Origin of the sequence: Pseudoduganella aquatica, from assembly GCF_009857595.1 — a bacterium.
In the GTDB taxonomy this organism is placed as follows: Bacteria; Pseudomonadota; Gammaproteobacteria; order Burkholderiales; family Burkholderiaceae_D; genus Rugamonas; species Rugamonas aquatica_A.
Window position 1 is genome coordinate 351,490 of record NZ_WWCU01000001.1, and the last position, 22,937, is coordinate 374,426.

A 22,937-nucleotide genomic window follows, 5' to 3' on the forward strand; every position below is an offset into this window, starting at 1 on the left:
AATGCGCGCATGAAGATACGGAAGATCGGCCGCGGCGAACTGTACGTTGGCCAACTGCTGCCCTGGGATGTGTACGGGGACGGCGGCGGCTTGCTGGCGCGCAAAGGGCACCTGATCGCCGACAGCGGCCAGCTCGACAGCCTGGCCGAGCGCGGCGTGGTCGAGGACTGGAGCGAGGCGCTGCCGCAGTCGCGCGCGCCGCAGTCGGTGGCGCGCCTGCTGAGCGGGGCGCAGCTGGAGCTGCAGTCGGTGCTGCGGCAGATCGCCACCGGCGTGCCTTTCGGCAATGCGCAGCGCATGCTGGAGGATATCGCAGCCCTGGTCACGGCGGCGGTGCAGCTGAACGCGGACGTGGCCGTGGCCTGCATCCTGCACGGCCAGTCCGGCGTGTCCTATGCGGTGCGCCACAGCGTGGATACGGCGGTGGTGGCGCAGCTGCTGGCGCTGGCGCTGAAGAAGCCGGACCAGGACATCCAGACCATCACCCTGGCGGCGCTGACCATGAACGTGGGCATGCTGGCCGCGCACGACCGGCTGCAGATGTTCAGCGGCCCCCTGAACGAGGACGACTACCGCCTGGTGCAAGCCCATCCGCAAGCGGGCGTGGTGCTGCTGCGCCAGGCCGGCATCATCCACGCGGGCTGGCTGGCCTGCGTGCTGGCCCACCACGAGAACGAGGACGGCACCGGCTATCCCGGCGGCAAGGCCGGCCCCTATGTGCCGGAGTCGGCCAAGCTGCTGGCGCTGGCCGACCGCTATTGCGCCCGCCTGGCGCGGCGCCGCTACCGGCCCGGCATGACGCCCAACGCGGCCCTGCGCGACCTGCTGCTGGAGGCGCGCAACACCCTGGACGGCCTGCTGCCGGCGGTGCTGATACGCGAACTGGGGATTTATCCTATCGGCACCTGCGTGCGCCTGCTGAACGGGGAGATGGGCGTGGTCATGCGCAAGGGCTTGAATTCCACTTCGCCGTGGGTGGCGTCGCTGCTGGGGCCAGGCCCGGCTTGCGCGCCGCTGTCCCCGCCCGTGCAGCGCGACACGCGCAACGAACTCCACGCCATCCGCGAAGTGCTGCAGCTTGACGAGCTGGACCGCGCGGGACTGGCGTTCCGCATGGAACAGGTGTGGGGCCGCGCGGCGGCCCTGTGATCAATTGAGCAGCGAGTCGAGCCGGCCCTGCTCGGCCAGGTTGCGCAGCACGCTGATGGTGTCGATGTCCGAGGCCTGGTAGGCCGACTTGCGGAACTCGTCATACATGGCGTTGGCCTGGTCGGTGGCCGCGTCGTGGCCGTCATCGTATTCGAAGCGCACCCACAGCGTGCCCGGTTCCGGCGTCTCGATGGTCATGGTCAGGCTGGAGGCGCTGATGTCCTGCTGCGGCGCCACTTCGTAGCGCACGCGGTGCATGGGCTCGAGCAGCACGCGGTCGGCGATCACCAGCTCGCCGTAGCGCAGCGTGCGCTTGAAGCTGAGCTCGCGGCGGTCTTCGATCTGGCAGTCATCCAGGTGCGGCACGAAGAGCTTGGGCGATTCGGCGCGCAGCACCAGGCCGCGCCACAGCTGTTCGTGGCTGAGTTCGTCGATCAGCGGGTTCAGCGGATCGTTGATTTCGATCAGATGTTCAAATTTCATGATGCTGCCTAAAAAGGTAAGGGATCAATGACACTATATTCTGCCGCAGCCTGAATTATCAATGCCTGCGCTGCTACAATGATCGGCTTGTTTTGCCCCTCCCGCCTGGAAATCATGTCTAACGCACCACAGTTCGGTCTCAATGCTCCGCAAAGCGAAGCCGTGCTCTACCTGGACGGCCCCTGCCTGGTGCTGGCCGGCGCGGGCTCGGGGAAAACGCGCGTCATCACGCAGAAAATCACCCATCTGATCGAGGACCGGGGCTACGATCCGCGCACCATCGCCGCGCTGACCTTCACCAACAAGGCCGCGCTGGAGATGCAGGAGCGGGTCGGCAAGCTGCTCAAGCAGCCGCGCCAGGCCAAGCTGCTGACGGTGTCCACCTTCCACTCGCTGGGCGTGAAAATCCTGCGCCAGGAGGCCAACCACCTGGGCCTGAAGGACCGCTTCTCCATCATGGACAGCGACGACTGCTACGCCCTGGTGCAGGACCTGGCCATCACCACCGACAAGCACATTATCCGCGGCATCCAGAACGATATTTCGTTGTGGAAAAACGGCCTGGTCGAGCCCGCGCACGCGCTGCGCGACGCCAAGGACGAGGACGAGGCGCAGTCGGCGCGCATCTACGCCAGCTATGTGTCCACGCTGGCGGCCTACCAGGCGGTGGACTTCGACGATCTGATCCGCCTGCCGGTGGAGCTGTTCCGCGACAACGGCGCCGTGCGCGACAAATGGCAGCGCCGCCTGCGCTACCTGCTGGTGGACGAATACCAGGACACCAACACCTGCCAGTACGAGCTGGTCAAGCTGATGGTGACGGGCATAGGCAAGAAGCCCATGTTCACCGCCGTGGGCGACGACGACCAGGCCATCTACGCCTGGCGCGGCGCCACGGTGGAAAACCTGGCCAACCTGAAGGTGGACTTCCCGGACCTCAAGCTGATCAAGCTGGAGCAGAACTACCGCTCCACCACCCGCATCCTGCAGGCGGCCAACGCGGTGATCGGCAACAATCCCAAGCTGTTCGAGAAGTCGCTGTGGTCCGAGCACGGCCTGGGCGAGCCCATCAAGGTGCACGCCATGCCGAACGACGAGCAGGAGGCCGAGCAGGTGGCCATCATGATCTCGGCCGACCATTTCGAGCGCAAGAACCAGTGGACCGATTACGCCATCCTGTACCGGGGCAACCACCAGGCCCGCATCATCGAGCAGGCGCTGCGCAACCAGCGCATCCCGTACACGATTTCGGGCGGGCAGAGCTTCTTCGACAAGGCCGAGATCAAGGACATCATCGCCTACCTGCGCCTGCTGGCCAACCAGGACGACGACCCGGCCTTTATCCGCGCCGTCACCACGCCGCGCCGGGGCATAGGCCAGTCCACGCTGGAAGTGCTGGGCGCCTTCTCGGGCCAGTGGCAGTGCTCGCTGTTCGAGGCCGTGTTCAAGGGCGGCATCGAGGCCAAGCTGCCGGACCGCCAGCTGCTGCCGCTGCGCGAGTTCTGCAACTTCATCAACAACCTGGAGGCGCGCGCCAGCCGTCCCGGCGCGGCCGGCTCGGGCGACAACGCCGCCCAGGTGCTGGACGACTTGATGGAAGCCATCCACTACGAATCCTATCTGTACGACAGCTTCGAGGAGCGCGCCGCGCAGGGCAAGTTCCAGAACGTGATGGAATTCGTCAACTGGCTGAAGGACCGGGGCCGGGGCGGCAAGGACCGCGACGGCGAGGAAAAGAACGTGCTGGAGCTGACGCAGATGGTGGCGCTGATGTCCATGCTCGAAGGCAAGGACGAGGAGCCGGATGCGATCCGCATGTCCACCTTGCACGCGTCGAAAGGGCTGGAATATCCGCACGTGTTCCTGGTCGGCTGCGAGGAGGGCATCCTGCCGCACAAGGGCGATCCGGACGCGCCGGTGGAAACGCTGGCGCAGCGCATCGAGGAAGAGCGCCGCCTCATGTACGTGGGCATCACGCGCGCCAAGCGCACCCTGCAGATCACCTGGTGCAAGAAGCGCAAGCGCGCAGGCGAGCAGGTGCATTGCGACCAGTCGCGTTTCATCAAGGAGATGGAACTGGACGTGGGCGACGCCGTGCCCAAGGAATCCGAAATCATCAGCCCGCGCGAACGCCTGGCGCGCATGAAGGAACTGCTGGCCGCGCCGAGGCCGAATCCGAATGGCGGTTCATAGCGCCTAATAGCGGCCAAGGGCCGGCGGCGCGCCGCGCAGCAAAAAGTTTGTTGTTCCCTCATCGAAAGGAGATACAGATGAAGACTTTGCTTTCCGCCGCATTCGCCGTCCTGCTCAGCACCTCCGCCGTGCACGCCGCCGAACCCATCTGGGACGGCAACACCGTCCGCATGGTCAGCGAAAAACTCGCCGACGGCGTCTACGCCTACTATCCCGAGAATGCGCGCGAACTCAACGCCAAGGGCGGCGCATCCGCCACCAGCGGCGGCCTCATCGTCGGCAGCAAGGGCGCGCTGCTGATCGACACCATGCTCAACCAGCGCCTCAACCGCCAGGTGCAGGACCTGAGCCGCAAGCTGGGCGGCGGCAAGCCGCTGCTGTACGCGGTCAACACCAGCTCGCACGGCGACCATTCCTACGGCAATATGTATTTGCCCGTGTCGGTGAAGGTGGTGCAGCACGCCGCCACGCGCAGCTATATCGAACAGCACCTGGAGGACGACAAGGCCTTTATGCTGCAGCACTTCGGCAGCGGGCGCGGCATCGAACCCATCAAGGCGCGCACGGGCGACATCCTGGTCGGGCCGGGCGCCACCGTCAGCCTGGACCTGGGTGGCAAGCGCGTCGACATCATCGACTTCGGCTTCGCCCAGACCGGCGGCGACCTGTGGGTGTGGGATCCGCAGGCCAAGGTGATCTGGGCCGGCAACCCCGTCATCGCCGCCAAGCCTGCGCTGCCGTGGCTGCTGGACGGCCACCTGGTGGCCACGCTGGAAACGCTCAAGCGCGTGTACGCCTTCCTGCCGCCGGACGCGCGCATCGTGCCCGGCCACGGCGTGGCCATCGGCCGCGAAGACCTGCAATGGCATATCCGCTACCTCGACACCGTGCGCAAGCAGGTGCAGGCGGCGGTCGATGAGGGCCTGACGCTGGAGCAGACCGTGCAGCGCACCGCCATGCCGGAGTTCAGCGGCTACGCGCTGTTCGGCTGGGTGCACCCGTCGCTGAACGTGCCCGCCGCCTACCGCGACCTGGGCAAGAAGTAAAACAGGGCGGCTCCCGGCGGGCGGTACAATGCTGCTTTACCGCCGGGAGTAAGCAGTGAGCACCGAAGACCGTTTTGTCGATATAGAAATCAAGATCGCCCACCAGGAAGACATGGTGGAGTCGCTGAACCAGCGCATCTACGAGCAGCAGAAGCAGATCGACAAGCTGGAGCAGATGCTGCACGCGCTGGCGCAGCACGTGCGCGACAATCCTCAGGGCGGGCAGGGGCCGCTCAACGAGCGTCCGCCGCACTACTGACCGCGCTGCCGGTGCTGCCCGCGCCGATGGCCGGGCCGGATGCTGCGATCAGCATGGGCATGCCCTGCTGGCGGGCCGCAGCGGCCGCCGCAATCGCTGCCGACGCTCCGCACGCGATATGCGCGCCGAGGCGCTGGCCCAGGCACAGCAGCGTGAGCGTGGGCGGCAAGCCCCACGGCCCCGGTATCACCGACGCGTCGCACACATACAGGCCCGGCGTGCCGGTCTGCAAATCGCTGTCCACGCCCTCGCCGATGCGCACGCTGCCGCCGGGATGGGCGGCGAAATGCCGGCTGCGGAACACCTGTCTGGCGCCCGCCGCCGCCAGGATGGCGCGCGCCATCTCCTCTCCCTGATCCAGCTTCCTGCGGTCCGCCTGCTGCAGCCGCTTGTCCACCCAGTGCGGCCCGATGCCGCCGCCGATCTCGTCGCGTATTTTCACCATGATGCTCAGCGTGCGCGCATGCGCTCCCACGCGGCCAAAGCGCCCCGCCTGCAGGGCGAAGGCCTGGTACATGGGTTTGGGCAGGGTCAGGTCGGCCAGCGCAATACCCTCATCGTACAGCTGCATGCCCGCCGCCATCGGCACTTCGGCGCCGGGGTGGGGCGCGTCCAGGTCGTCCACGCTGCCCATCACGGCCACCACCGGGTCGCTGAAGAAGGGGGCGCAGCGCGGCGCCAGGCCCGAGCTGTGCAGCAGGCGCGGGCTGCCGATGCCGCCGGCCGCCAGCACCACCGTATCGGCCAGCAGCGTGCGCAGCTCGCCGCCCACCACCGCCTCCACGCCGTCCGCGCGGCCGCCGCGCAGCAGCACGCGCGTCACGCGCGCATCGGCCGCCAGCACGGCGCCGTGGGCGCAGGCCTGGTCCAGGAAATCGCGCGCGGTCCACTTCGCGCCGTAGGGGCAGCCGTACACGCAACGCCAGCAGCCGCTGCGGCAGATCTGCGGCCGTATCATCTTGTCCAGCTTGTGCCAGTCCAGTCCCTGCGAGCGCGCCGCCTGCATGATGCGCGCGGCCATCGGGCCGACCAGGTTGTCGGGCAGCGGCGCCAGCGGCAGCTCGGCGCGCAAGGCCGCCAGCTGCGGTTCCAGGTCGATGCCGTGCGCGGCGAACATGGCTTGCGGCGGCGGCGCGGCCGTGGCGAAGTTGATGGCCGAACTGCCGCCCGCCACCAGCCCGCGCACCAGCAGCGACGCGTCGCCGTGGATGAAGGCGCCCTTGCCGGGAATGGCGGCGATGGCCGCCATCTGGCCCAGCGTGCCCGTCAGCGGCGCGGCGCTGCCCTGTTCCAGCACCAGCACGCGCATGCCCCGCAGCGCCATGGCGCGCGCCACGCTGGCGCCGCCGGGGCCGCTGCCAGCCACGATGGCGTCGTACCGGATGGGGGATGAGTTGGCCATGACTGATGGTAGCACGCGGCGCGTGCCGGTTTTGCGCGGCTTTTCGCTTGCCTGATTGCTGTTTTGGCCATTTTGATCTATCGTCCATGCATCCTTAAGATGGAGCGATGCGATGGCTATTCTGGTGCTGGGTTTGCTGATTTTCCTGGGTGTCCATTCCGTGCGCATCGTCGCCGACCCGTGGCGCACGGCCATGCGCGCGCGGCTGGGCGAGAACGCGTGGAAAGGCATGTATTCCGTGCTGGCGCTGGCGGGCTTCGCGCTGCTGGTGTGGGGCTACGGCCAGGCGCGGCAGGCGCCGGCCGTGCTGTGGACGCCGCCCACCGGCATGCGCCACCTGGCCGCGCTGCTGGTGCTGGTCGCCTTCATCTTCCTGGCCGCCGCCTACGTGCCGCGCAACGGCATCAAGGCCAGGCTGCACCACCCCATGCTGCTGGGCGTAAAAACCTGGGCGCTGGCGCACCTGCTGGCCAACGGCACGGTGGCGGACGTGCTGCTGTTCGGCGGCTTCCTCGCATGGGCCATCGTCTGCTTCGCCTCCTGCCGCCGCCGCGACCGCGCCACCGGCACCGTCTACCCGCCCGGCACCGCATCCGGCACCGCCATCACGGTGGTGGCCGGGCTCCTTGCCTGGGCCGCCTTCGCCTTCTGGCTGCACGGCCCGCTGATCGGCGTGCGCCCGTTCGGCTAGGACAATGACGATGGTGCGCTGTGTTCATGTGAAAATTCGAGAACAAGCTCATTTCTGAAACGAAAAGGATGAGGAATATCGGAAGCCCTTGCTTCGCGCGCTCTCGAAATAACTATCTGGAATGTTGAATTCTTCGAGTGGCTGCGCCAGGCATTGAATCTTGCTGCGCCTCTGCTAGGATAAGATGACTATCTGGATAGTCATGAGGGGAATCATGCACACATTTACCTTGGCCGAGGCAAAGGCCCAGCTCAGCCGCTTGATAGCAATGGTCGAGGCTGGGGAAGACGTGACCATTACCAAGCGCGGCCACGCTGTAGCGCGCCTGGTTCCCAGCGCTCCGTCCCGCAAGCAAATGCCCAGCTTGGCCGAGTTGCGTGCAAGACTGCCGCAGCAGACGGAGCCGGCTGGGGAGTTCATGCGTATGGTGCGCAACAGTGACCGTTATTGATGCGCTATGTTGATACCAGCGTTCTGATCGCGTATTTAATACCGGAGCCCGGTAGCGCGGCAGCGGAACAGTTCATGCTCAGCTCCGGGGAGCCGTTGGCAATCAGCAGTTGGACCGAGGCCGAGCTGCTATCTGCACTGGGCATCAAGCTTCGAACAGGCCGGCTGGACATGGCTGGGGCCTGTGATGTGATAGACAGCTACAACCGCTTGGTCGCTCCCAACTTCACGCGCCTGGAAATCGATGAGGCCGACCATCGTCAAGTGATCATTTTGTTGAAAGGCTGGAGAACTGCGCTGCGCGCAGGAGATGCTTTGCATCTTGCGATAGCGGCCGCCCACAGGGCTACAGTCTATACTTTGGATCGTGGCATGGCGGCTGCAGCGCAAACGTTGGGCGTTCCTGGAATGCTGCTCTGAAAAGCTGATCGGCCTGCGCTCATTTTGCTGCGGCTCGCCCTGCTGGAGAGTCATCGCCATCCTGTTCACAATCATGGAACAGCGTCGGCCGCAGTGCTGCCGGAAACCGCCGGCGAACTGCAAGGAACGTTGTTGGAACTGCGGGTGCCGGAAGGCGCTCTCCCTACTCGGTGAACCTGGTCTCGAGGTATAGCTGCTCGACCTGATCCCGCGCCCATGGAGCCCGGCGCAGGAATTTCAGGCTCGACTTGATGCTCGGCTCGTTAATGAAACAGTTGATGTCGATTCGGCGGGCAAGCCCGTCCCAGCCGTAATGTGAAACCAGCCGGGTCAGTACCGATTCTAAAGTAATACCATGTAATGCCTGAACACTCATTGCGCAACGCTCTCTTGGGGTGGTTGGGAAATTTTACACGAACCGGCATACTGACAGAGGCAGCGCGAGTGAAGGACACCGAACGGGTAGAAGCAAGCTCGTTGAATTACTTATCAGGAGAATGGAACAGATGGGCAAAGGCAGGCTGGAAGCATTTAGCGATGGCGTGATCGCCATCATCATCACCATCATGGTGCTGGAACTGAAGGTGCCGCATGGGGCGACGTGGGACACGCTGCTGCCGCTGGCGCCGGTGATGCTGAGCTATGTGCTGAGCTTTGTCTACGTGGGCATCTACTGGAACAACCACCACCACATGATGCACGCCGTCAGCAAGGTGAATGGCGGCGTGCTGTGGGCCAATCTGCATCTGCTGTTCTGGCTGTCGCTGATCCCCTTCGTCACCGGCTGGATGGGCGAGAACCATTTCAGCGCCATCCCGGCCGCGATCTACGGCGTGGTGCTCACCATGAGCGCGCTGGCTTATATGCTGCTGGAGAAAGTGCTGATCAGGCTGCACGGCGCCAATTCGGCGCTGGCGCTGGCGGTGGGCAAGGAGCGCAAGCTGTGGCTGTCGCTGGCCATCTATGTGCTGGGCATCGCCGTCTCTGTGCTGCACCCGTGGCTGAGCGTGAGCCTGTACGTGGCGGTGGCGCTCTTGTGGTTTATTCCGGACCGCCGAATCGAGATCCGGCTCTCTTCCTAAAGTCCTAGTCCTTCTCCGCCGCGCCCCGGCGCCTCCAAATGGCTTTATGCTAACGGTTCACGCTGTGCTGCCGCGTGCCCGATTAGTTATTCACTTGGAGAAAGTTATGTCGAAGGTACTTGTTCTGTATTACTCGTCGTACGGCCACATTGAATCGATGGCGGAAGCCATGGCGGATGGCGCGCGCGCGGAAGGCGCCACGGTGGACATCAAACGCGTGCCGGAAACCGTGCCGGAGGAAGTGGCCACCAAGTCGCATTTCAAGCTGCAGCAAGGGGCACCGGTGGCGACCGTGGCCGAGCTGGCCAACTATGACGCCATTATCGTCGGCGCACCGACGCGCTTCGGCCGCATGCCGTCGCAGATGGCGGCCTTCCTGGACCAGGCCGGCGGCCTGTGGATGAGCGGCGCGCTGAACGGCAAGGTGGGCGGCGCCTTCACGTCCACCGCCACGCAGCACGGCGGGCAGGAGGTGACGCTGTTTTCCATCATCACCAACCTGATGCACTTCGGGATGACGATCGTGGGGCTGCCCTACAGCTATCAGGCGCAGATGACGCTCGATGAGATCGTGGGCGGCAGCCCGTATGGGGCCACCACCATTGCCGGCGGCCAGGGGCAGCGGCAGCCGAGCCAGCTGGAGCTGGACGGCGCGCGCTTTCAGGGTGGATTGATTGCGAAGACGGCTAATAAGTTGTTTGGCTGAGCGGACTATGGCGGGTTACGCTTCGCTAACCCGCCCTACGCGCCCTGCCTGCCCTGCGCCGGCCAACGGCAGGCCCATGGCCTGGATGTAGCCTATGGCGGCGGCGGGCGCCATCAGCTTGCCGATGCCGCTCATGACGAAAATGGCAGCCAGCAGGATGCGGCCGATGACAGGCACAGCTGAAGTGTTATTGGTGTTCATGGCGATTCCTTTCAAAAAAATCAGAGTAATTCTGCGGTGTGCAACTGGTTGCCGATACGGCTGATTTCGTTCTCGCCCTGGACCAGGGCCGCTGCGCTGGTGTGCACCGAGTACATGCCCGTCACCAGCGGATAGGGATGCTTCGCTGCCGAGCCGAGCACGAATTCGGTGTCGCCGCGCGCCGTGAACTGCAGCGCGCCGCCGCCTTCGTCGAATACCGCCACTTCGCTTTCCAGCAGCGCGTCGTCCACGGCCAGCGTGCCGCTGCCCACCGCCGCCCAAGCCACGTCATGCCCTTCCGGCGGGGTGTAGGTCCACTGTTCGCCGCCGCGCAGTTTCACGTGCAGATAGCTGATAGGCGCGCGCGGCTGGATCAGGCTGGCAACGCCTTCATAGTTGCCGATAATCACGCGCGCCGGTCCGCTGGACTGCACTTGTTCCGGCGCCAGATACTGGCTGTGCGCCGGGCCGTTTTCGTCCTGCTCGGGCAGGGCCAGCCACAGCTGGAAACCGGCCACGCCGGCGTCGCCGTGCGGGCCGCCGCCGTGCCATACGCCGCCGCCGGCGTTCATGAATTCCACGCCGCCCGCGCTGAGCACGCCTTGCTGGCCAGTGGTTTCGCGGTATGTGACCGCGCCCTCCATCACCACGGTGACGGTGGCGATGCCCGAGTGCGGGTGCATGCCCATGCCTTTCATGCCGTTGCTGGCGCCCATGCGGAACAGGTCCAGGAACACGAAGGGTTTGATCAGTTCGCCCAGGTCGCCGGGGCTGACGAGGCGGGTGATGCCGCGATGGCCGCGCCCTTGGGTGCGTGCCACGATGCCGCGTCCGGTGGCCGGGGCCAGTTGAGCGGGCTGGATAGCCTGGTTCATCTGCGTTTCCTTTCGGTGTGTGTTCGGTATGGATGCCATGTTAGGCCGCCATGAGCCATCGCGGAAGCCTATATAATTCGATGGATGCTATCTGTGGAGTAGATGGATGCTTGACGCCATGTCGCTGGACCAGCTGCGCACCTTTATCGCCGCAGCGGACGAGGGGAGTTTTTCGGCCGCCGGGCGCAAGCTGCGCCGCGCGCAGTCGGTGGTCAGCACCACCCTGGCCAAGCTGGAGCTGCAGGTGGGGTTCGCGCTGTTCGACCGCAGCGGCCGCTATCCCAGGCTGACCGAGCAGGGCAGTGCGCTGCTGGAGCAGGCGCGCTCTGCCGTGCTGGGCATGGACGCGTTCAAGGCCAAGGCGCGCACCCTGGCCGAGGGGCTGGAACCGGAGTTGGCGGTGGCGGTGGACGTGATGTATCCCATCGCCACGCTGACAGCGGCGGTGCAGGCTTTCCACCGGCAATTTCCCGGCACGCCGCTGCGCTTGTTCGTGGAGGCCCTGGGCGCAGTGGTGCAGCCGCTGTTGTCGGGGCAGTGCCGCATTGCCGTGATCGGCTCCTTGCCGGAAGTGCCGCCCGGCTGCGCGTCCCAATACCTGCTCAGCGTGCCTGCCGTGACGGTGGCGGCGCCGGAGCATCCGCTGGCGGCCATCGATGGCATGGTGCTGCGCTCAAGCGCCGCCGAACACGTCCAGCTGGTGCTGACGGACCGCTCCCCGCTGACCGAGGGCCGCAACTTCGGCGTGCTGGCGGCGCAAGCCTGGCGCCTGGCGGACATGGGCGCCAAGCATGCTTTCCTGAAAGCCGGCCTGGGCTGGGGCCATATGCCGCTGCACATGGTGCAGGACGACCTGGATGCCGGGCGGCTGGTGCGCCTGGACCTGGAGGGCATTACCGGGCTGGGCGCGGGTTTTTCCATGCACGCCATCCACCTGCGCGACCACCCGCCGGGGCCGGCCGGGCGCTGGTTTGTCGAACGCCTCAAGCACGGCGCGGCGGGGCAGGGCCAGCGCGGCGGCAGCGCCGGTATGTGGGGATCGTAGCGTGCAGTGCACCATGGATTGCGGGTGACGTTGTATAGACCACCTGCTATGATCGTTGGCTTCCGTCCCTGGTCCACTTCATGAAAGATGCTATGTCCCGTCCCCAGATGCTCGTACTCGCAGCCAGCCTCGGCCTGGCGCTGACCCCGTTCGCCTACGCCGCCGAAGCGGCCGCTGCTCCGGCCGCCGCCGTGGCCCAGGCCGGCAATCCTTTCTTCAAGCTCAGCCCGCTGCCCTTCCACTATCCGCAGTTCGACTTGATCAAGGACGAGCATTTCGCGCCGGCGTACGCTGAAGGCATGGCGCAGCAGCTGAAGGAAATCGAGGCCATCGCGAACAACGCCAAGCCCGCCACCTTCGACAATACCGTTGTGGCCATGGAGCGCTCCGGCCAGCTGCTGACGCGCGTGTCCACCACCTTCAGCAATCTGCAGGGCGCCAACACCAATGCCCAGCTGGACGCGATCGACACCGAGATGTCGCCCAAGCTGGCCGCGCACAACGACGCCATCTACCTGAATCCCAAGCTGTACGCGCGCGTGAAATCGTTGTACGAGCGGCGCGCCAAGCTGGGCTTGGACGCCGAATCCAAGCACCTGCTGGAACGCTACCACACCGATTTCGTGCGCGCCGGCGCCAGGCTGTCCGCCGCCGACAAGGAAAAACTGAAAGTGCTGAACGGCGAGCTGGCCACGCTGCAGACCGCCTTCCAGCAAAACGTGCTGAAGGAAATCAACGCCAGCGCGCTGGTGGTGGACAGCCGCGCCGAGCTGGCCGGCATGTCCGAAGCCGCCATCGACGCGGCCGCCGCCGCCGCCAAGGCGCGCAGCCTGGACGGCAAGTTCGCCGTCGCGCTGACCAACACCACCGGCCAGGCGGCGCTGTCCGTGCTGACCAACCCGGCCACCCGCAAGCGCATGATGGACTTGTCGCTGGCGCGCGGCAGCCACGGCGGCGACTTCGACAACCGCGCCAATGTGCTGAAGATCGCCAGGCTGCGCGCCGACAAGGCCGCGCTGCTGGGCTACCCGAACTACGCGGCCTATTCGCTGGAAGACCAGACCGCCAAGTCCACCAGCGCCGTCAACACCCTGCTGGCCGAGCTGGCCAAGCCGGCCGTGAGCAATGCGCGCAAGGAAGCGGCCGACCTGCAGGCGGTGGCCGACGCGGAAAAAGCCGGCCTGCAGATCGGCGCCGCCGACTGGTCCTACTACACCGACAAGGTGCGCGCCCAGCGCTTCAGCTTTGACGGCAACCAGCTGAAGCCTTATTTCGAACTCAACAATGTGCTGGAGAAGGGCGTGTTCTTCGCGGCGGGCAAGCTGTACGGTCTGTCGTTCAAGGAGCGCAAGGATCTGCCGGTCTACCATCCGGACGTCAAGGTGTACGATGTGTTCGACGCCGACGGCAAGCAGCTGGCCATCTTCCTGGCCGACATGTACGCGCGCCCATCGAAGCAGGGCGGCGCCTGGATGAATGAATACGTGTCGCAGTCCGCGCTGATGGGCACCAAGTCCGTGGTGGCCAACCACCTGAACATTCCCAAGCCGCCGGTCGGCGAGCCCACCCTGCTGACGGTGGACGAGGTGAAGACCGCCTTCCACGAATTCGGCCACGCGCTGCACGGCATGTTCTCCAACGTGAAGTACCCGCGCTTCTCCGGCACCAGCGTGCCGCGCGACTTCGTGGAATACCCGTCGCAGGTGAACGAGATGTGGATGGTGCAGCCGGAAGTGCTGGCCAACTACGCGCGCCACTACAAGACCGGCGAGGCGATGCCGAAGGAACTGCTGGAAAAAGTGGCGGCATCGAAGAAATTCAACCAGGGCTTCGCCACCACCGAGTACCTGGCCTCGTCGCTGGTGGACCAGCGCTGGCACCAGCTGACCGCCGCGCAGATGCCGGCCGACGTGCTGGCCTTCGAAGCGGCCGCGCTGAAGGACGCCGGCGTCGCCTACGCGCCGGTGCCGCCGCGCTACCGCACCACCTATTTCTCGCACACCTTCTCGGGCGGCTACGCGGCCGGCTACTATGCCTATCTGTGGAGCGAAAAGCTGGACGCGGACACGGTGGAATGGTTCAAGGAAAACGGCGGCCTGCAGCGCAAGAACGGCGACTGGTTCCGCAAGACCCTGCTGTCGCGCGGCGGCACGGCGGACGCGCTGGAACTGTTCCGCAACTTCCGCGGCCGCGACGCCAGGATAGAGCCGCTGCTGGAGCGCCGTGGCCTGAGCGGAAAGTAACAATTTAGCAACGTCGAAGCAGGAAGCAAGTCCCCGCCCTGCGCAGCGCCGTGCTGCGCAGGGTTATCATGTCGCTGTGAGCATTACTCGGAGAGCATGATGAAGCAATTGCTGGATAAGCTGGCGCAAGCCATGAATCAACTGGACAGCCTGGGCCAGGAGGAATTCGTCGCCCTGGTGGGCGAGGCGCTGGAGGACTACCCGGACCTGGGCTGGGAGCTGGGGCCGGACCCGGTCGACGGCAAGCTGCTGCGCCTGAGCCTGGCGGTGCGCAATGCGCCCGAGTTCCGCGAGCGGGCCGCCGCGTCCGGCGCCCTGCCGGTGCGGGGCGAGGGCTGGCTGATCGACATCGGCGTGCCGCCGCGCAATGCCCCCATCTACCTCGAAGCGCAGGCCGGCGACGAGGTGCTGGCCATAGACGGCGAACTGCTGGGCTGGCAGCTGCGCGCCATCGACGGCATGGCCGACCTGGTGGTGGGCGTGCCGCCCGGCCCGCTGCGCCAGCTGGGCCAGGCCGAGCTGGAGGAACTGGCCGAGATCTTCGCCATGGGCGAGCTGGGCGAACTCAATATGATGGATCACGTCAATTCGGTCAGCGTCGAGCAGATCGACGGCCTGTCGCGCGACTGGCCTTCGCTGGGCACGCTGCGCGCCGCCTTTGCCGACGCCTTTCCATCCTGCGCCCATGCCGAATGGCTGCGTGGATCCAGGTCATAGCTGGCCGGGTCAATTGGGTGTATAAATCCACTAGGACGACAACTTAAGGGACGGACCATGGACAGCAATCTGAAGGCATCGTTGAAGACTGTGCACGCCGAACTGGCCAGCGCGCCGGGGCCGGTGGACGAGGAGCTGCTGGATTTGCTGACGCAGCTCGACGGCGATATCAAGCAATTGCTGGAGCGCCGCGTGGCGCAGCAGGATGCTGGCCTGGCCGGTGCGGACGCCACCACCACCTACGGCCTGGCCGAGCGCACCCAGGAAATTTCCGCCAAATTCGCCGTCAAGCATCCCACGCTGGAGCCGGCGCTGCGCGAACTGGGGCGCATCCTGGGCAATATGGGCATATAAAAAGCGGACGGCGCCGTAGCGCCGCCCGCTGCCTTGCCACTGAGAGGTACCCGGGGCCGCCGGCCTTGCTGGGACCGGCTCCCGGGCAGCCAGCGTTACGGAAACGCCAGCATGGGCGGTTCAATACCGCCAAAGCTGATTTCGGGATGCCGCTTGGCGATCATCTCCTCCACTTCGAGCACGCGCCGGGGCGGCACGTCCACGATCATCAATACCTGCCCGCGCTCGATGGCGGGCGCGAACTGTTCCAGTTTCTTGTTCGGCACGGCCGCCGCGTTCATGCCGGAGGCCCAGCCGCCGAATATGGCGCCGCCCAGCGCCACCAGCAGGATGGCGGCGGTGCGCAGGGTGATGCCGTCGGGAGGGAACACGGTCAGGAACACCGCCGCCGCCAGGCCGACAATGCCGCCGATCACCATGCCCAGCTGGGCGCCGTGCACCAGGTCCGTGCGCTGCAGGAAGCTGCAATCGGGCATGTCGTCCGGCAGCGTGCCCTCCTTGGCCATGAACTTCATGTGGCGTTCTTCGATACGGGCCAGCAGCATTTCATCGAGCATGGCGCGGGCGCTGGGGATGTCCGGTAGCACAAAATAGAGGCGGCGTCGCATGGTGATCTCCTAGGTGTGTTCTTCTCGTTATAGCAAAATTGACAGCAAAGGCAATGCATTGCCCTTAATTTTTTGTCTGGGTGTCACGCTTGCCCATGATTCACAAGTTATTGAAAATTAAAAGAATTTCCAATTGATTGTGCCTATCGCTTGAGCAGGCGGGGCGCATTTCCGGTACAATCCTGTCCCTATGACCCCTACCAATTTATTTGCGGCCGTTCCCAAGCGGTCTGCCCGCGCTGCCAGCGCGCCTTTCCTGCCCATGTCCCGCGCCGAGATGGACGCGCTGGGATGGGACCAGTGCGACGTGATCCTCGTCACCGGCGACGCCTATATCGACCATCCGAGCTTCGGCATGGCCCTGGTCGGCCGCCTGCTGGAGGCGCAGGGCTACAAGGTCGGCATCATCAGCCAGCCGGACTGGCTGTCGGTGGACCCGTTCCGGGCGCTGGGCAAGCCGCGCCTGTACTTCGGCATCACCGCCGGCAATATGGACTCCATGGTCAACCGCTACACGGCCGACCGCAAGCCGCGCTCGGACGACGCCTACACGCCGGACGGCGCGCCGAACAAGCGCCCGGACCGCGCCGTCACCGTGTACGCCCAGCGCGCGCGCGAAGCCTATCCCGGCACGCCGGTGGTGATCGGCTCGATCGAAGCGTCGCTGCGCCGCATCGCCCACTACGACTACTGGTCGGACAAGGTGCGCAAGTCGGTGCTGACCGAATCCAAGGCCGACCTGCTGATCTTCGGCAACGCCGAGCGCGCGCTGGTCGACATGACGCGCCGCATGGACGCCGGTGAAAACATCAAGGACATCAAGGACCTGCGCGGCACCGCCTTCCTGGTGCCGCTGGGCTGGATGCCGGGCGAGGACTGGGGCGTGCACAACTCCACCCGCGTGGACGTGCCGGGCCGCATCGACCCGCATCCGGACCCGTATGCGATGGCCAAGGAAGACAAGAAGGAGTGCGCCACCGAGAACGCGGCGCCGGAGCCGACCGTCAAGCCTATCCGCATCATGACGCGCGAAGAGCGCCAGGCCATGGCCAAGGAAAAGCACAACCGCACCGTGGTGCGCCTGCCGAGCTACGACGTGGTCAAGGACGACCCGGTGATGTACGCGCACGCCTCGCGCGTGTTCCACCTGGAATCGAATCCCGGCAATGCGCGCGCGCTGGTGCAGCAGCACGGTGACCGCGACGTGTGGATGAACCCGCCGCCGCTGCCGCTGGCCATGGACGAGATGGACAACGTCTACGACATGGAATACACGCGCGCCCCGCACCCGAGCTACGGCAACGCCAATATCCCGGCCTGGGAAATGATACGCTTCTCGGTCAACATCATGCGCGGCTGCTTCGGCGGCTGCACCTTCTGCTCGATCACCGAGCACGAAGGCCGCATCATCCAGAGCCGCTCGGAGCCGTCCATCCTGCGCGAGATCGAGCACATCCGCGACAAGACCAAGGGCTTCACCGGCATCATCTCCGACCTGGGCGGCCCGACCGCCAATATGTACCGCCTGACGTGCAAGGACAAGGCCATCGAGGAGAGCTGCCGCCGCCTGTCGTGCGTGTACCCGTCGATCTGCGTCAACCTGAACACCAACCACAACAAGCTGACCCAGCTGTACCGCAAGGCGCGCGAGATCAAGGGCGTGAAGAAGATCCTGATCCAGTCCGGCCTGCGCTACGACCTGGCCGTGCGTTCGCCCGAGTACGTCAAGGAGCTGGTGACCCACCACGTGGGCGGCCTGCTGAAGATCGCGCCCGAGCACACCGAAAGCGGCGTGCTGAGCAAGATGATGAAGCCCGGCATCGGCGCCTACGACGAGTTCAAGGCCATGTTCGAGAAATACTCGATCGAGGCCGGCAAGAAGCAGTACCTGATTCCTTACTTCATCGCGGCCCACCCGGGCACGACGGACGAGGACATGCTGAACCTGGCGCTGTGGCTGAAGAAGAACAACTTCCGCCTGGACCAGGTGCAGACCTTCATGCCGACCCCGATGGCCATGGCCAGCGCCATGTACCATTCGCGCAAGAATCCGCTGCACAAGGTGACCGAGGATTCGGAAGTGGTGGAAACTCCGCGCAACCAGAAGCAGCGCACCGCGCACAAGGCTTTCCTGCGCTACTACGATCCGAAGAACTGGCCCATCCTGCGCGACGCGCTGCGGCGCATGGGACGCGGCGACCTGATCGGCAACGGCGAGAAGCATCTGATCCCGTTCTGGCAGGCCGGCGAGGAGAACTTCAAGGCCGCGCCGGAAGGCAAGCGCGCCATGCCGATGGCGGCGCCGGGCGCCAAGACGGCGGCCAAGCCGCGCGCCGGCGTGCCGGGCACGCGCAGCGGCCGCGAAGCGATGGGCGTGGTGGGCCGCGGCGCCCGCGCCAATGCGCTGACCGGTTCGCTGACCGCGCGTGAAAGCACGGAGACCAAGGTGCGTCCGTCCATCCTGGACACCATCAAGGTGAAAGCCAAGCCGGCCGCAGCGCCGGCGGCGCCGGCCAAGGGCGGCCGTCCTCCGGCCGCACCGCGCGGCCGCAAATAAGCCAGCCTCCTCCAACAACACCGCCCCTGCCAGGGGCGGTGTTGTTTTATCCCCTCATTTTCCCCAATAGCATGGATAATTCTGCCCAGCTCCCCTGATCGCGGCGCGCGGGATGCGGCTACACTGGCGGCAGACTCGCGCCCCTGCATTCGCGACACTGACTGGAAGAAAATGAAAAACACCCTCAGCTTGAAAAAACTGGTCCTGGCGCCCGTGCTGGCGCTGCTGGCCGCCTGCGGCGGCGGCGGTGGCGGCAGCACCACCCCGACCACGCCCACCACGCCCACTACCCCGACGCTGGTGTCGCTCGCGGTCACGCCGGCCACCGCCACGCTGGCGATAGGCGCAACCCAGCAAATGGTCGCCACCGGCACCTATTCGGACGGCAAGAGCGCCGCCGTGGCCACCGGCGTCACCTGGACCGTCAAAGGCCCGGCGCTGAGCGTGGTGGCGGGCAGCGGCCTGGTCACCGCCAAGGAAGTCGGCACCGACACCGTGACCGCCACCGTCGGCACGGTCACCGGCAGCGTCAATGTGACGGTGAAGGGCCAGTGGGCCGCGGCCGTCGCTGGCGGCAAGCACAATGTGGTGCGCCACCAGGACGGGAATCTGTACGCCTGGGGCGCCAATCTGCAAGGCCAGCTGGGCGACAACACCACCATAGGCCGCAGCAAGCCGGCGCTGGTTGCGGGCGCCAATACCACCTGGAAGCAGATCGCGGCGGGTGAGTTCCACACGCTGGCGCTGCGCGCCGACGGCTCGCTGTGGGCCTGGGGCTTCAACCAGAACGGCCAGCTGGGCGACGGCACCTCGGTGGACAAGCTGGTGCCGACCAAGATCGGCACCGGCAAGTGGCTCTACGTGGCGGCCGGCAAGGCGCACAGCCTGGGCATCGACGACAAGGGCGCGCTGTGGGCCTGGGGCCGCAACTTCAACGGCCAGCTGGGCGACGGCACCGTGCTGCCGCGCCTGGCGCCGGTGAAGATCGGCACCGACACCTGGACCGCTGTGGCGGCCGGCGACATCCATTCCCTGGGCCGCCGCAGCGACGGCTCGCTGATGGCCTGGGGCGGCAATACCACCGGCCAGCTCGGCAACGGCTCGGCCAGCGCCACCGCCGTCACCGCGCCGGTGAAGATCGGCACGCAAAGCTGGGCCAGCGTCTCGGCCGGCGGCGGCCATTCGGCAGCGATCCGCACCGACGGCACCCTGTGGACCTGGGGCGACAACGCCGCCGGCCAGCTGGGCCTGAGCACCACCACCAATTCCTCCGTGCCGGTGCAGGTGCTGCTGGCGGGCACGGCCAACAACTGGTCCGTGGTGTCGGCCGGCCTGAAGCACACGGTGGCCATCCGCACCGACGGCACCTTGTGGGCCTGGGGGGCCAACGGCAACGGCCAGGTTGGCAACAACACCCTGGTGGACCAGACCGCGCCGGTGCAGATCGGCACGTCCAACGGCTGGACCTCGGCCTCGGCCGGCACCGCCCACAGCATGGGCATGCTGCTCGACAATACCCTGTGGACCTGGGGCCTGAACGCCGACGGCCAGCTGGGCAACGGCCAGAACACCGACCAGCCCGTCCCCGTGCTGGTGGTGCAGTAGGGACCGCAGCCACCGTCCCCGCGCTGAACCGGACCCGCCTTGCCGCGCCGCCTGACCGCACTGCCTCGCCTGCTGGCCCGCCTGGCGGCGGTCTGCGCCTGCTGCGTGCTGCCCGCGCTGGCGCTGGCCCAGGAGCGGGTGGTGCTTCAGCTCAAGCATAGCCACCAGTTCCAGTTCGCCGGCTATTACGCGGCGCTGGAGCAGGGCTATTACCGCGAAGCGGGACTGGACGTGCAGATCCGCGAAGGCACGGGCGGCCGCGAGCCCGAGCGCCGGGTGCTGGCAGGGCAGGCCGACTACGGCGTGGGCGACAGCAGCCTGCTGCTGGCGCGCCTGGCCGGCAAGCCGGTGGTGGTGCTGGGCGTGGTGTTCCAGCATTCCCCGTATGCGCTGGCGATGGCGCAAGGCGCGGGCGCGCCGGACGTGCACCGGGTGGCCGGCAAGCGCGTGATGATAGGCTCGCTGTCCGACGACCTGAACCAGGCCGACGAGCTGATGGCCTACCTGCGCAAGGAGGGCATCGCGCCGGGCAGCCTGCGGCGCCTGGAGCACAGCTACAACCCGGACGACCTCATCTCGGGCAAGGTCGACGCCATGTCGGTCTACGTCACCAACGAGCCGGACCTGCTGGACCGGGCCGGCTTTCCCTACGACCTGTACAGCCCGCGCAACGCCGGCATCGATTTCTACGGCGACAATCTGTTCACCAGCGAGCAGGAACTCAAAGCCCATCCGGAACGGGTCAAGGCTTTCCGCGCCGCCAGCATGCGCGGCTGGCAGTACGCCATGAGCCACCAGGAGGAAACCGCCGACCTCATCCTGAACAAGTATTCGCGCCGCAACGACCGCCGCCACCTGCTGTACGAGGCGCGCGCCATGGTGGCGCTGGTGCAGCCGGTGCTGGTGGAAGTGGGCTATATGAACCCGGACCGCTGGCAGCATATCGCCGACGTGTACACCGAACTGGGCCTGATCGAGCGCGGCGCCGGCTTCGACGGCTTCCTGTACCAGGCCGACGGCGGCCGCGCGCTGGCCTGGCTGTACCGCGCGCTGGCGGCCGGCGGCGTGCTGCTGCTGCTGGGGGCGGGCGTGCACATGGCGCTGCTGGCGCGCGAGCGCGGCCGCGCCCAGCAAGCCATTCGCGAAGGCGAGGCGCGCTTCCGCACCATGTTCGAGGCGGCGCCCATGGGCATCGCGCTGATCGACACCGCCAGCGGCCAGTTCCGCGACATCAACCCGCGCTACCTGGAGATCGCCGGCCGCACGCTGGAGCAGATGAAGGCCAGCAGCTGGCGCGACATCAGCCACCCGGACGACGTGCCGGCCGAGCAGGAGCAGGTGGCGCAGCTGGCGGCGCGCCGCATCGCCGGCTTCAAGCTGGCCAAGCGATTGCTGCGGCCGGACGGCTCGGTGGTGTGGGTGGACGCCTCCATCACCGCGCTGGACGCGGGCGGCGCCGGCGGCCAGCCGCACCACCTCTGCATGATAGAGGACATCACCGACAAGAAGCAGACCGAGGCGCTGGTGTGGCAGCAGGCCAATTTCGACACCCTGACCCAGCTGCCGAACCGGCGCATGTTCCAGAACCGGCTGGAGCAGGCCATCGTCAAGTGCCGGCGCGACGGCAGCCGCATCGCCATCCTGTTCATCGACCTGGACCACTTCAAGGAAGTCAACGACACGCTGGGCCACCACCAGGGCGACGTGCTGCTGGTGGACGCGGCGCACCGCATCGGCGCCTGCGTGCGCGAGTGCGACACCGTGGCGCGCCTGGGCGGCGACGAATTCACCGTCATCCTGAGCGAGCTGGCCGCCGCCGACCTGGGCCGGGTGGAAACCATCGCCCAGACCATACTCGACAGCCTGCGCGCGCCCTTCCCGCTGGGCGGCGAGCAGGCCTTCGTGTCGGCCAGCATAGGCATCACCCTGTATCCGGACGACGCCGCCTCCATCGAGGACCTGCTCAAGCACGCCGACCAGGCCATGTACGCGGCCAAGGGCGCGGGCCGCAACCGCTTCAGCTACTTCACGCCGGCGCTGCAGGTGGCGGCGCTGAACCGCATGCGCCTGACCAACGACCTGCGCGGCGCCGTCAAGGGCCAGCAGCTGGAGCTGTACTTCCAGCCCATCGTGCACCTGAAGACGGGCCGCATCCACAAGGCCGAGGCGCTGCTGCGCTGGCGCCACCCGGTGCGCGGCCTGGTCAGCCCGCTGGAATTCATACCGCTGGCCGAGGCCAGCGGCCTCATTATCGAGATCGGCGGCTGGGTGTTCCGCGAATCGGCGCACTGGCTGCAGCGCTGGCGCAGCGCAGTGCATCCGGAGTTCCAGCTCAGCGTGAACCAGTCGCCGCTGGAGTTCCAGCGCGAGGGCGGCTACGACAGCTGGCTGGCGCTGCTGGGCGAGCTGGGCCTGCCGGGCCAATCGGTGGTGATCGAGATCACCGAGGGCCTGCTGCTCGACGCCAGCAGCAGCGTCACCGACCAGCTGCTGCAGCTGCGCGACGGCGGCATCCAGGTGGCGCTGGACGACTTCGGCACCGGCTACTCCTCGCTGTCCTACCTGAAGAAATTCGACATCGACTACCTGAAGATAGACCGCAGCTTCACCCGCAACCTGGCGCCGGACTCGAGCGACATGGCGCTGTCGGACGCCATCATCGTCATGGCCCACAAGCTGGGCCTGCGCGTCATTGCCGAAGGCGTGGAAACCCCCGAGCAGCGCGCCCTGCTGGCCGCCGCCGGTTGCGACTACGGCCAGGGCTACCTGTTCGCCCGCCCCCTCCCCGCCGCCGAGTTCGACGCGCTGCTGCGCGCCCAGTCCGTCGCCGCCTGAGTTTGCGTTATCTCAC

Annotated in this window: 22 protein-coding genes; 16 read left to right on the forward strand and 6 right to left on the reverse strand. The window is 66.4% G+C overall.

The window, feature by feature from the left end:
• Positions 1–9: 9 nt before the first annotated feature.
• Positions 10–1,149: an HD-GYP domain-containing protein gene (locus GTP77_RS01675; RefSeq protein WP_161070415.1), complete on the forward strand. Its 1,140-nt coding sequence runs from the start codon at positions 10–12 to the stop codon at positions 1,147–1,149.
• On the opposite strand, the gene GTP77_RS01680 is transcribed toward GTP77_RS01675, so the two are convergent.
• Positions 1,150–1,632 carry an SRPBCC family protein gene (locus GTP77_RS01680; protein ID WP_161070416.1) on the reverse strand — a complete coding sequence of 161 codons (483 nt, stop codon included), beginning with the start codon at positions 1,630–1,632 and terminating at the stop codon, positions 1,150–1,152.
• A gap of 114 nt (positions 1,633–1,746) precedes the next feature.
• Between GTP77_RS01680 and GTP77_RS01685 the strand changes: the two genes are divergently transcribed.
• The 3 genes from GTP77_RS01685 (at position 1,747) to GTP77_RS01695 (ending at position 5,130) form a co-directional block, all read left to right on the forward strand.
• The gene (locus GTP77_RS01685) at positions 1,747–3,825 is read left to right on the forward strand and encodes a UvrD-helicase domain-containing protein (RefSeq protein WP_161070417.1); all 2,079 of its coding nucleotides are present in this window, start codon (positions 1,747–1,749) and stop codon (positions 3,823–3,825) included.
• A gap of 77 nt (positions 3,826–3,902) precedes the next feature.
• A complete protein-coding gene (locus GTP77_RS01690; protein ID WP_161070418.1) occupies positions 3,903–4,871 on the forward strand; it encodes an MBL fold metallo-hydrolase in 969 nt (322 codons plus the stop codon).
• A 55-nt stretch (positions 4,872–4,926) separates the two neighbouring features.
• On the forward strand, positions 4,927–5,130 hold the full coding sequence (locus GTP77_RS01695; RefSeq protein WP_161070419.1) for a SlyX family protein: 204 nt from the start codon (positions 4,927–4,929) through the stop codon (positions 5,128–5,130).
• On the opposite strand, the gene GTP77_RS01700 is transcribed toward GTP77_RS01695, so the two are convergent.
• Positions 5,105–6,532 (reverse strand): GMC family oxidoreductase N-terminal domain-containing protein, encoded by a 1,428-nt coding sequence (locus GTP77_RS01700; protein ID WP_161070420.1) that lies wholly within the window; start codon positions 6,530–6,532, stop codon positions 5,105–5,107. The genes GTP77_RS01695 and GTP77_RS01700 overlap by 26 nt on opposite strands.
• A 112-nt stretch (positions 6,533–6,644) precedes the next feature.
• Here GTP77_RS01700 and GTP77_RS01705 point away from each other — a divergent pair, with 112 nt between their 5' ends.
• The 3 genes from GTP77_RS01705 (at position 6,645) to GTP77_RS01715 (ending at position 8,093) form a co-directional block, all read left to right on the forward strand.
• Positions 6,645–7,223, forward strand: a complete 579-nt coding sequence (locus GTP77_RS01705) for an NnrU family protein (protein ID WP_161070421.1) — start codon at positions 6,645–6,647, stop codon at positions 7,221–7,223.
• A 214-nt stretch (positions 7,224–7,437) separates the two neighbouring features.
• Positions 7,438–7,674: a type II toxin-antitoxin system Phd/YefM family antitoxin gene (locus GTP77_RS01710; RefSeq protein ID WP_161070422.1), complete on the forward strand. Its 237-nt coding sequence runs from the start codon at positions 7,438–7,440 to the stop codon at positions 7,672–7,674.
• A complete protein-coding gene (locus GTP77_RS01715) occupies positions 7,674–8,093 on the forward strand; it encodes a type II toxin-antitoxin system VapC family toxin (RefSeq protein WP_228896815.1) in 420 nt (139 codons plus the stop codon). Before GTP77_RS01710 ends, GTP77_RS01715 begins: the two co-directional genes overlap by 1 nt.
• Positions 8,094–8,256: 163 nt before the next feature.
• On the opposite strand, the gene GTP77_RS01720 is transcribed toward GTP77_RS01715, so the two are convergent.
• Positions 8,257–8,469 (reverse strand): VF530 family protein, encoded by a 213-nt coding sequence (locus GTP77_RS01720; protein ID WP_161070424.1) that lies wholly within the window; start codon positions 8,467–8,469, stop codon positions 8,257–8,259.
• Between the two features lie 130 nt (positions 8,470–8,599).
• Here GTP77_RS01720 and GTP77_RS01725 point away from each other — a divergent pair, with 130 nt between their 5' ends.
• Together GTP77_RS01725 and wrbA are read left to right on the forward strand one after the other, a co-directional pair.
• On the forward strand, positions 8,600–9,175 hold the full coding sequence (locus GTP77_RS01725) for a TMEM175 family protein (protein WP_161070425.1): 576 nt from the start codon (positions 8,600–8,602) through the stop codon (positions 9,173–9,175).
• Between the two features lie 106 nt (positions 9,176–9,281).
• Positions 9,282–9,881: an NAD(P)H:quinone oxidoreductase gene (gene wrbA, locus GTP77_RS01730; protein WP_161070426.1), complete on the forward strand. Its 600-nt coding sequence runs from the start codon at positions 9,282–9,284 to the stop codon at positions 9,879–9,881.
• A 15-nt stretch (positions 9,882–9,896) separates the two neighbouring features.
• Here wrbA and GTP77_RS01735 read toward each other — a convergent pair whose 3' ends face one another.
• Both GTP77_RS01735 and GTP77_RS01740 read right to left on the reverse strand, forming a co-directional pair.
• Positions 9,897–10,082, reverse strand: coding sequence for a DoxX family membrane protein (locus GTP77_RS01735; RefSeq protein WP_161070427.1), 186 nt, complete (start codon positions 10,080–10,082; stop codon positions 9,897–9,899).
• 20 nt (positions 10,083–10,102) lie between these two features.
• On the reverse strand, positions 10,103–10,957 hold the full coding sequence (locus tag GTP77_RS01740; protein ID WP_161070428.1) for a pirin family protein: 855 nt from the start codon (positions 10,955–10,957) through the stop codon (positions 10,103–10,105).
• 106 nt (positions 10,958–11,063) lie between these two features.
• Here GTP77_RS01740 and GTP77_RS01745 point away from each other — a divergent pair, with 106 nt between their 5' ends.
• The 4 genes from GTP77_RS01745 (at position 11,064) to GTP77_RS01760 (ending at position 15,316) form a co-directional block, all read left to right on the forward strand.
• Complete coding sequence (locus tag GTP77_RS01745; RefSeq protein WP_161070429.1) at positions 11,064–12,002, forward strand: LysR family transcriptional regulator; 939 nt, start codon at positions 11,064–11,066, stop codon at positions 12,000–12,002.
• Positions 12,003–12,094: 92 nt separating this feature from the next.
• Positions 12,095–14,245, forward strand: a complete 2,151-nt coding sequence (locus GTP77_RS01750) for a M3 family metallopeptidase (RefSeq protein WP_229202028.1) — start codon at positions 12,095–12,097, stop codon at positions 14,243–14,245.
• A 96-nt stretch (positions 14,246–14,341) separates the two neighbouring features.
• A complete protein-coding gene (locus GTP77_RS01755; RefSeq protein ID WP_161070430.1) occupies positions 14,342–14,962 on the forward strand; it encodes a hypothetical protein in 621 nt (206 codons plus the stop codon).
• 57 nt (positions 14,963–15,019) lie between these two features.
• Complete coding sequence (locus GTP77_RS01760) at positions 15,020–15,316, forward strand: DUF4404 family protein (RefSeq protein ID WP_161070431.1); 297 nt, start codon at positions 15,020–15,022, stop codon at positions 15,314–15,316.
• Positions 15,317–15,411: 95 nt separating this feature from the next.
• On the opposite strand, the gene GTP77_RS01765 is transcribed toward GTP77_RS01760, so the two are convergent.
• On the reverse strand, positions 15,412–15,924 hold the full coding sequence (locus GTP77_RS01765; protein ID WP_161070432.1) for a DUF1269 domain-containing protein: 513 nt from the start codon (positions 15,922–15,924) through the stop codon (positions 15,412–15,414).
• 190 nt (positions 15,925–16,114) lie between these two features.
• On the opposite strand from GTP77_RS01765, the gene GTP77_RS01770 reads away from it, so the two are divergent.
• From GTP77_RS01770 to GTP77_RS01780, 3 genes are all read left to right on the forward strand, one after another.
• Positions 16,115–18,481, forward strand: a complete 2,367-nt coding sequence (locus GTP77_RS01770) for a YgiQ family radical SAM protein (protein WP_161070433.1) — start codon at positions 16,115–16,117, stop codon at positions 18,479–18,481.
• A gap of 171 nt (positions 18,482–18,652) precedes the next feature.
• The gene (locus tag GTP77_RS01775; protein ID WP_161070434.1) at positions 18,653–20,086 is read left to right on the forward strand and encodes an RCC1 domain-containing protein; all 1,434 of its coding nucleotides are present in this window, start codon (positions 18,653–18,655) and stop codon (positions 20,084–20,086) included.
• A gap of 39 nt (positions 20,087–20,125) precedes the next feature.
• On the forward strand, positions 20,126–22,921 hold the full coding sequence (locus GTP77_RS01780; protein WP_229202029.1) for an EAL domain-containing protein: 2,796 nt from the start codon (positions 20,126–20,128) through the stop codon (positions 22,919–22,921).
• Positions 22,922–22,937: the final 16 nt, after the last annotated feature.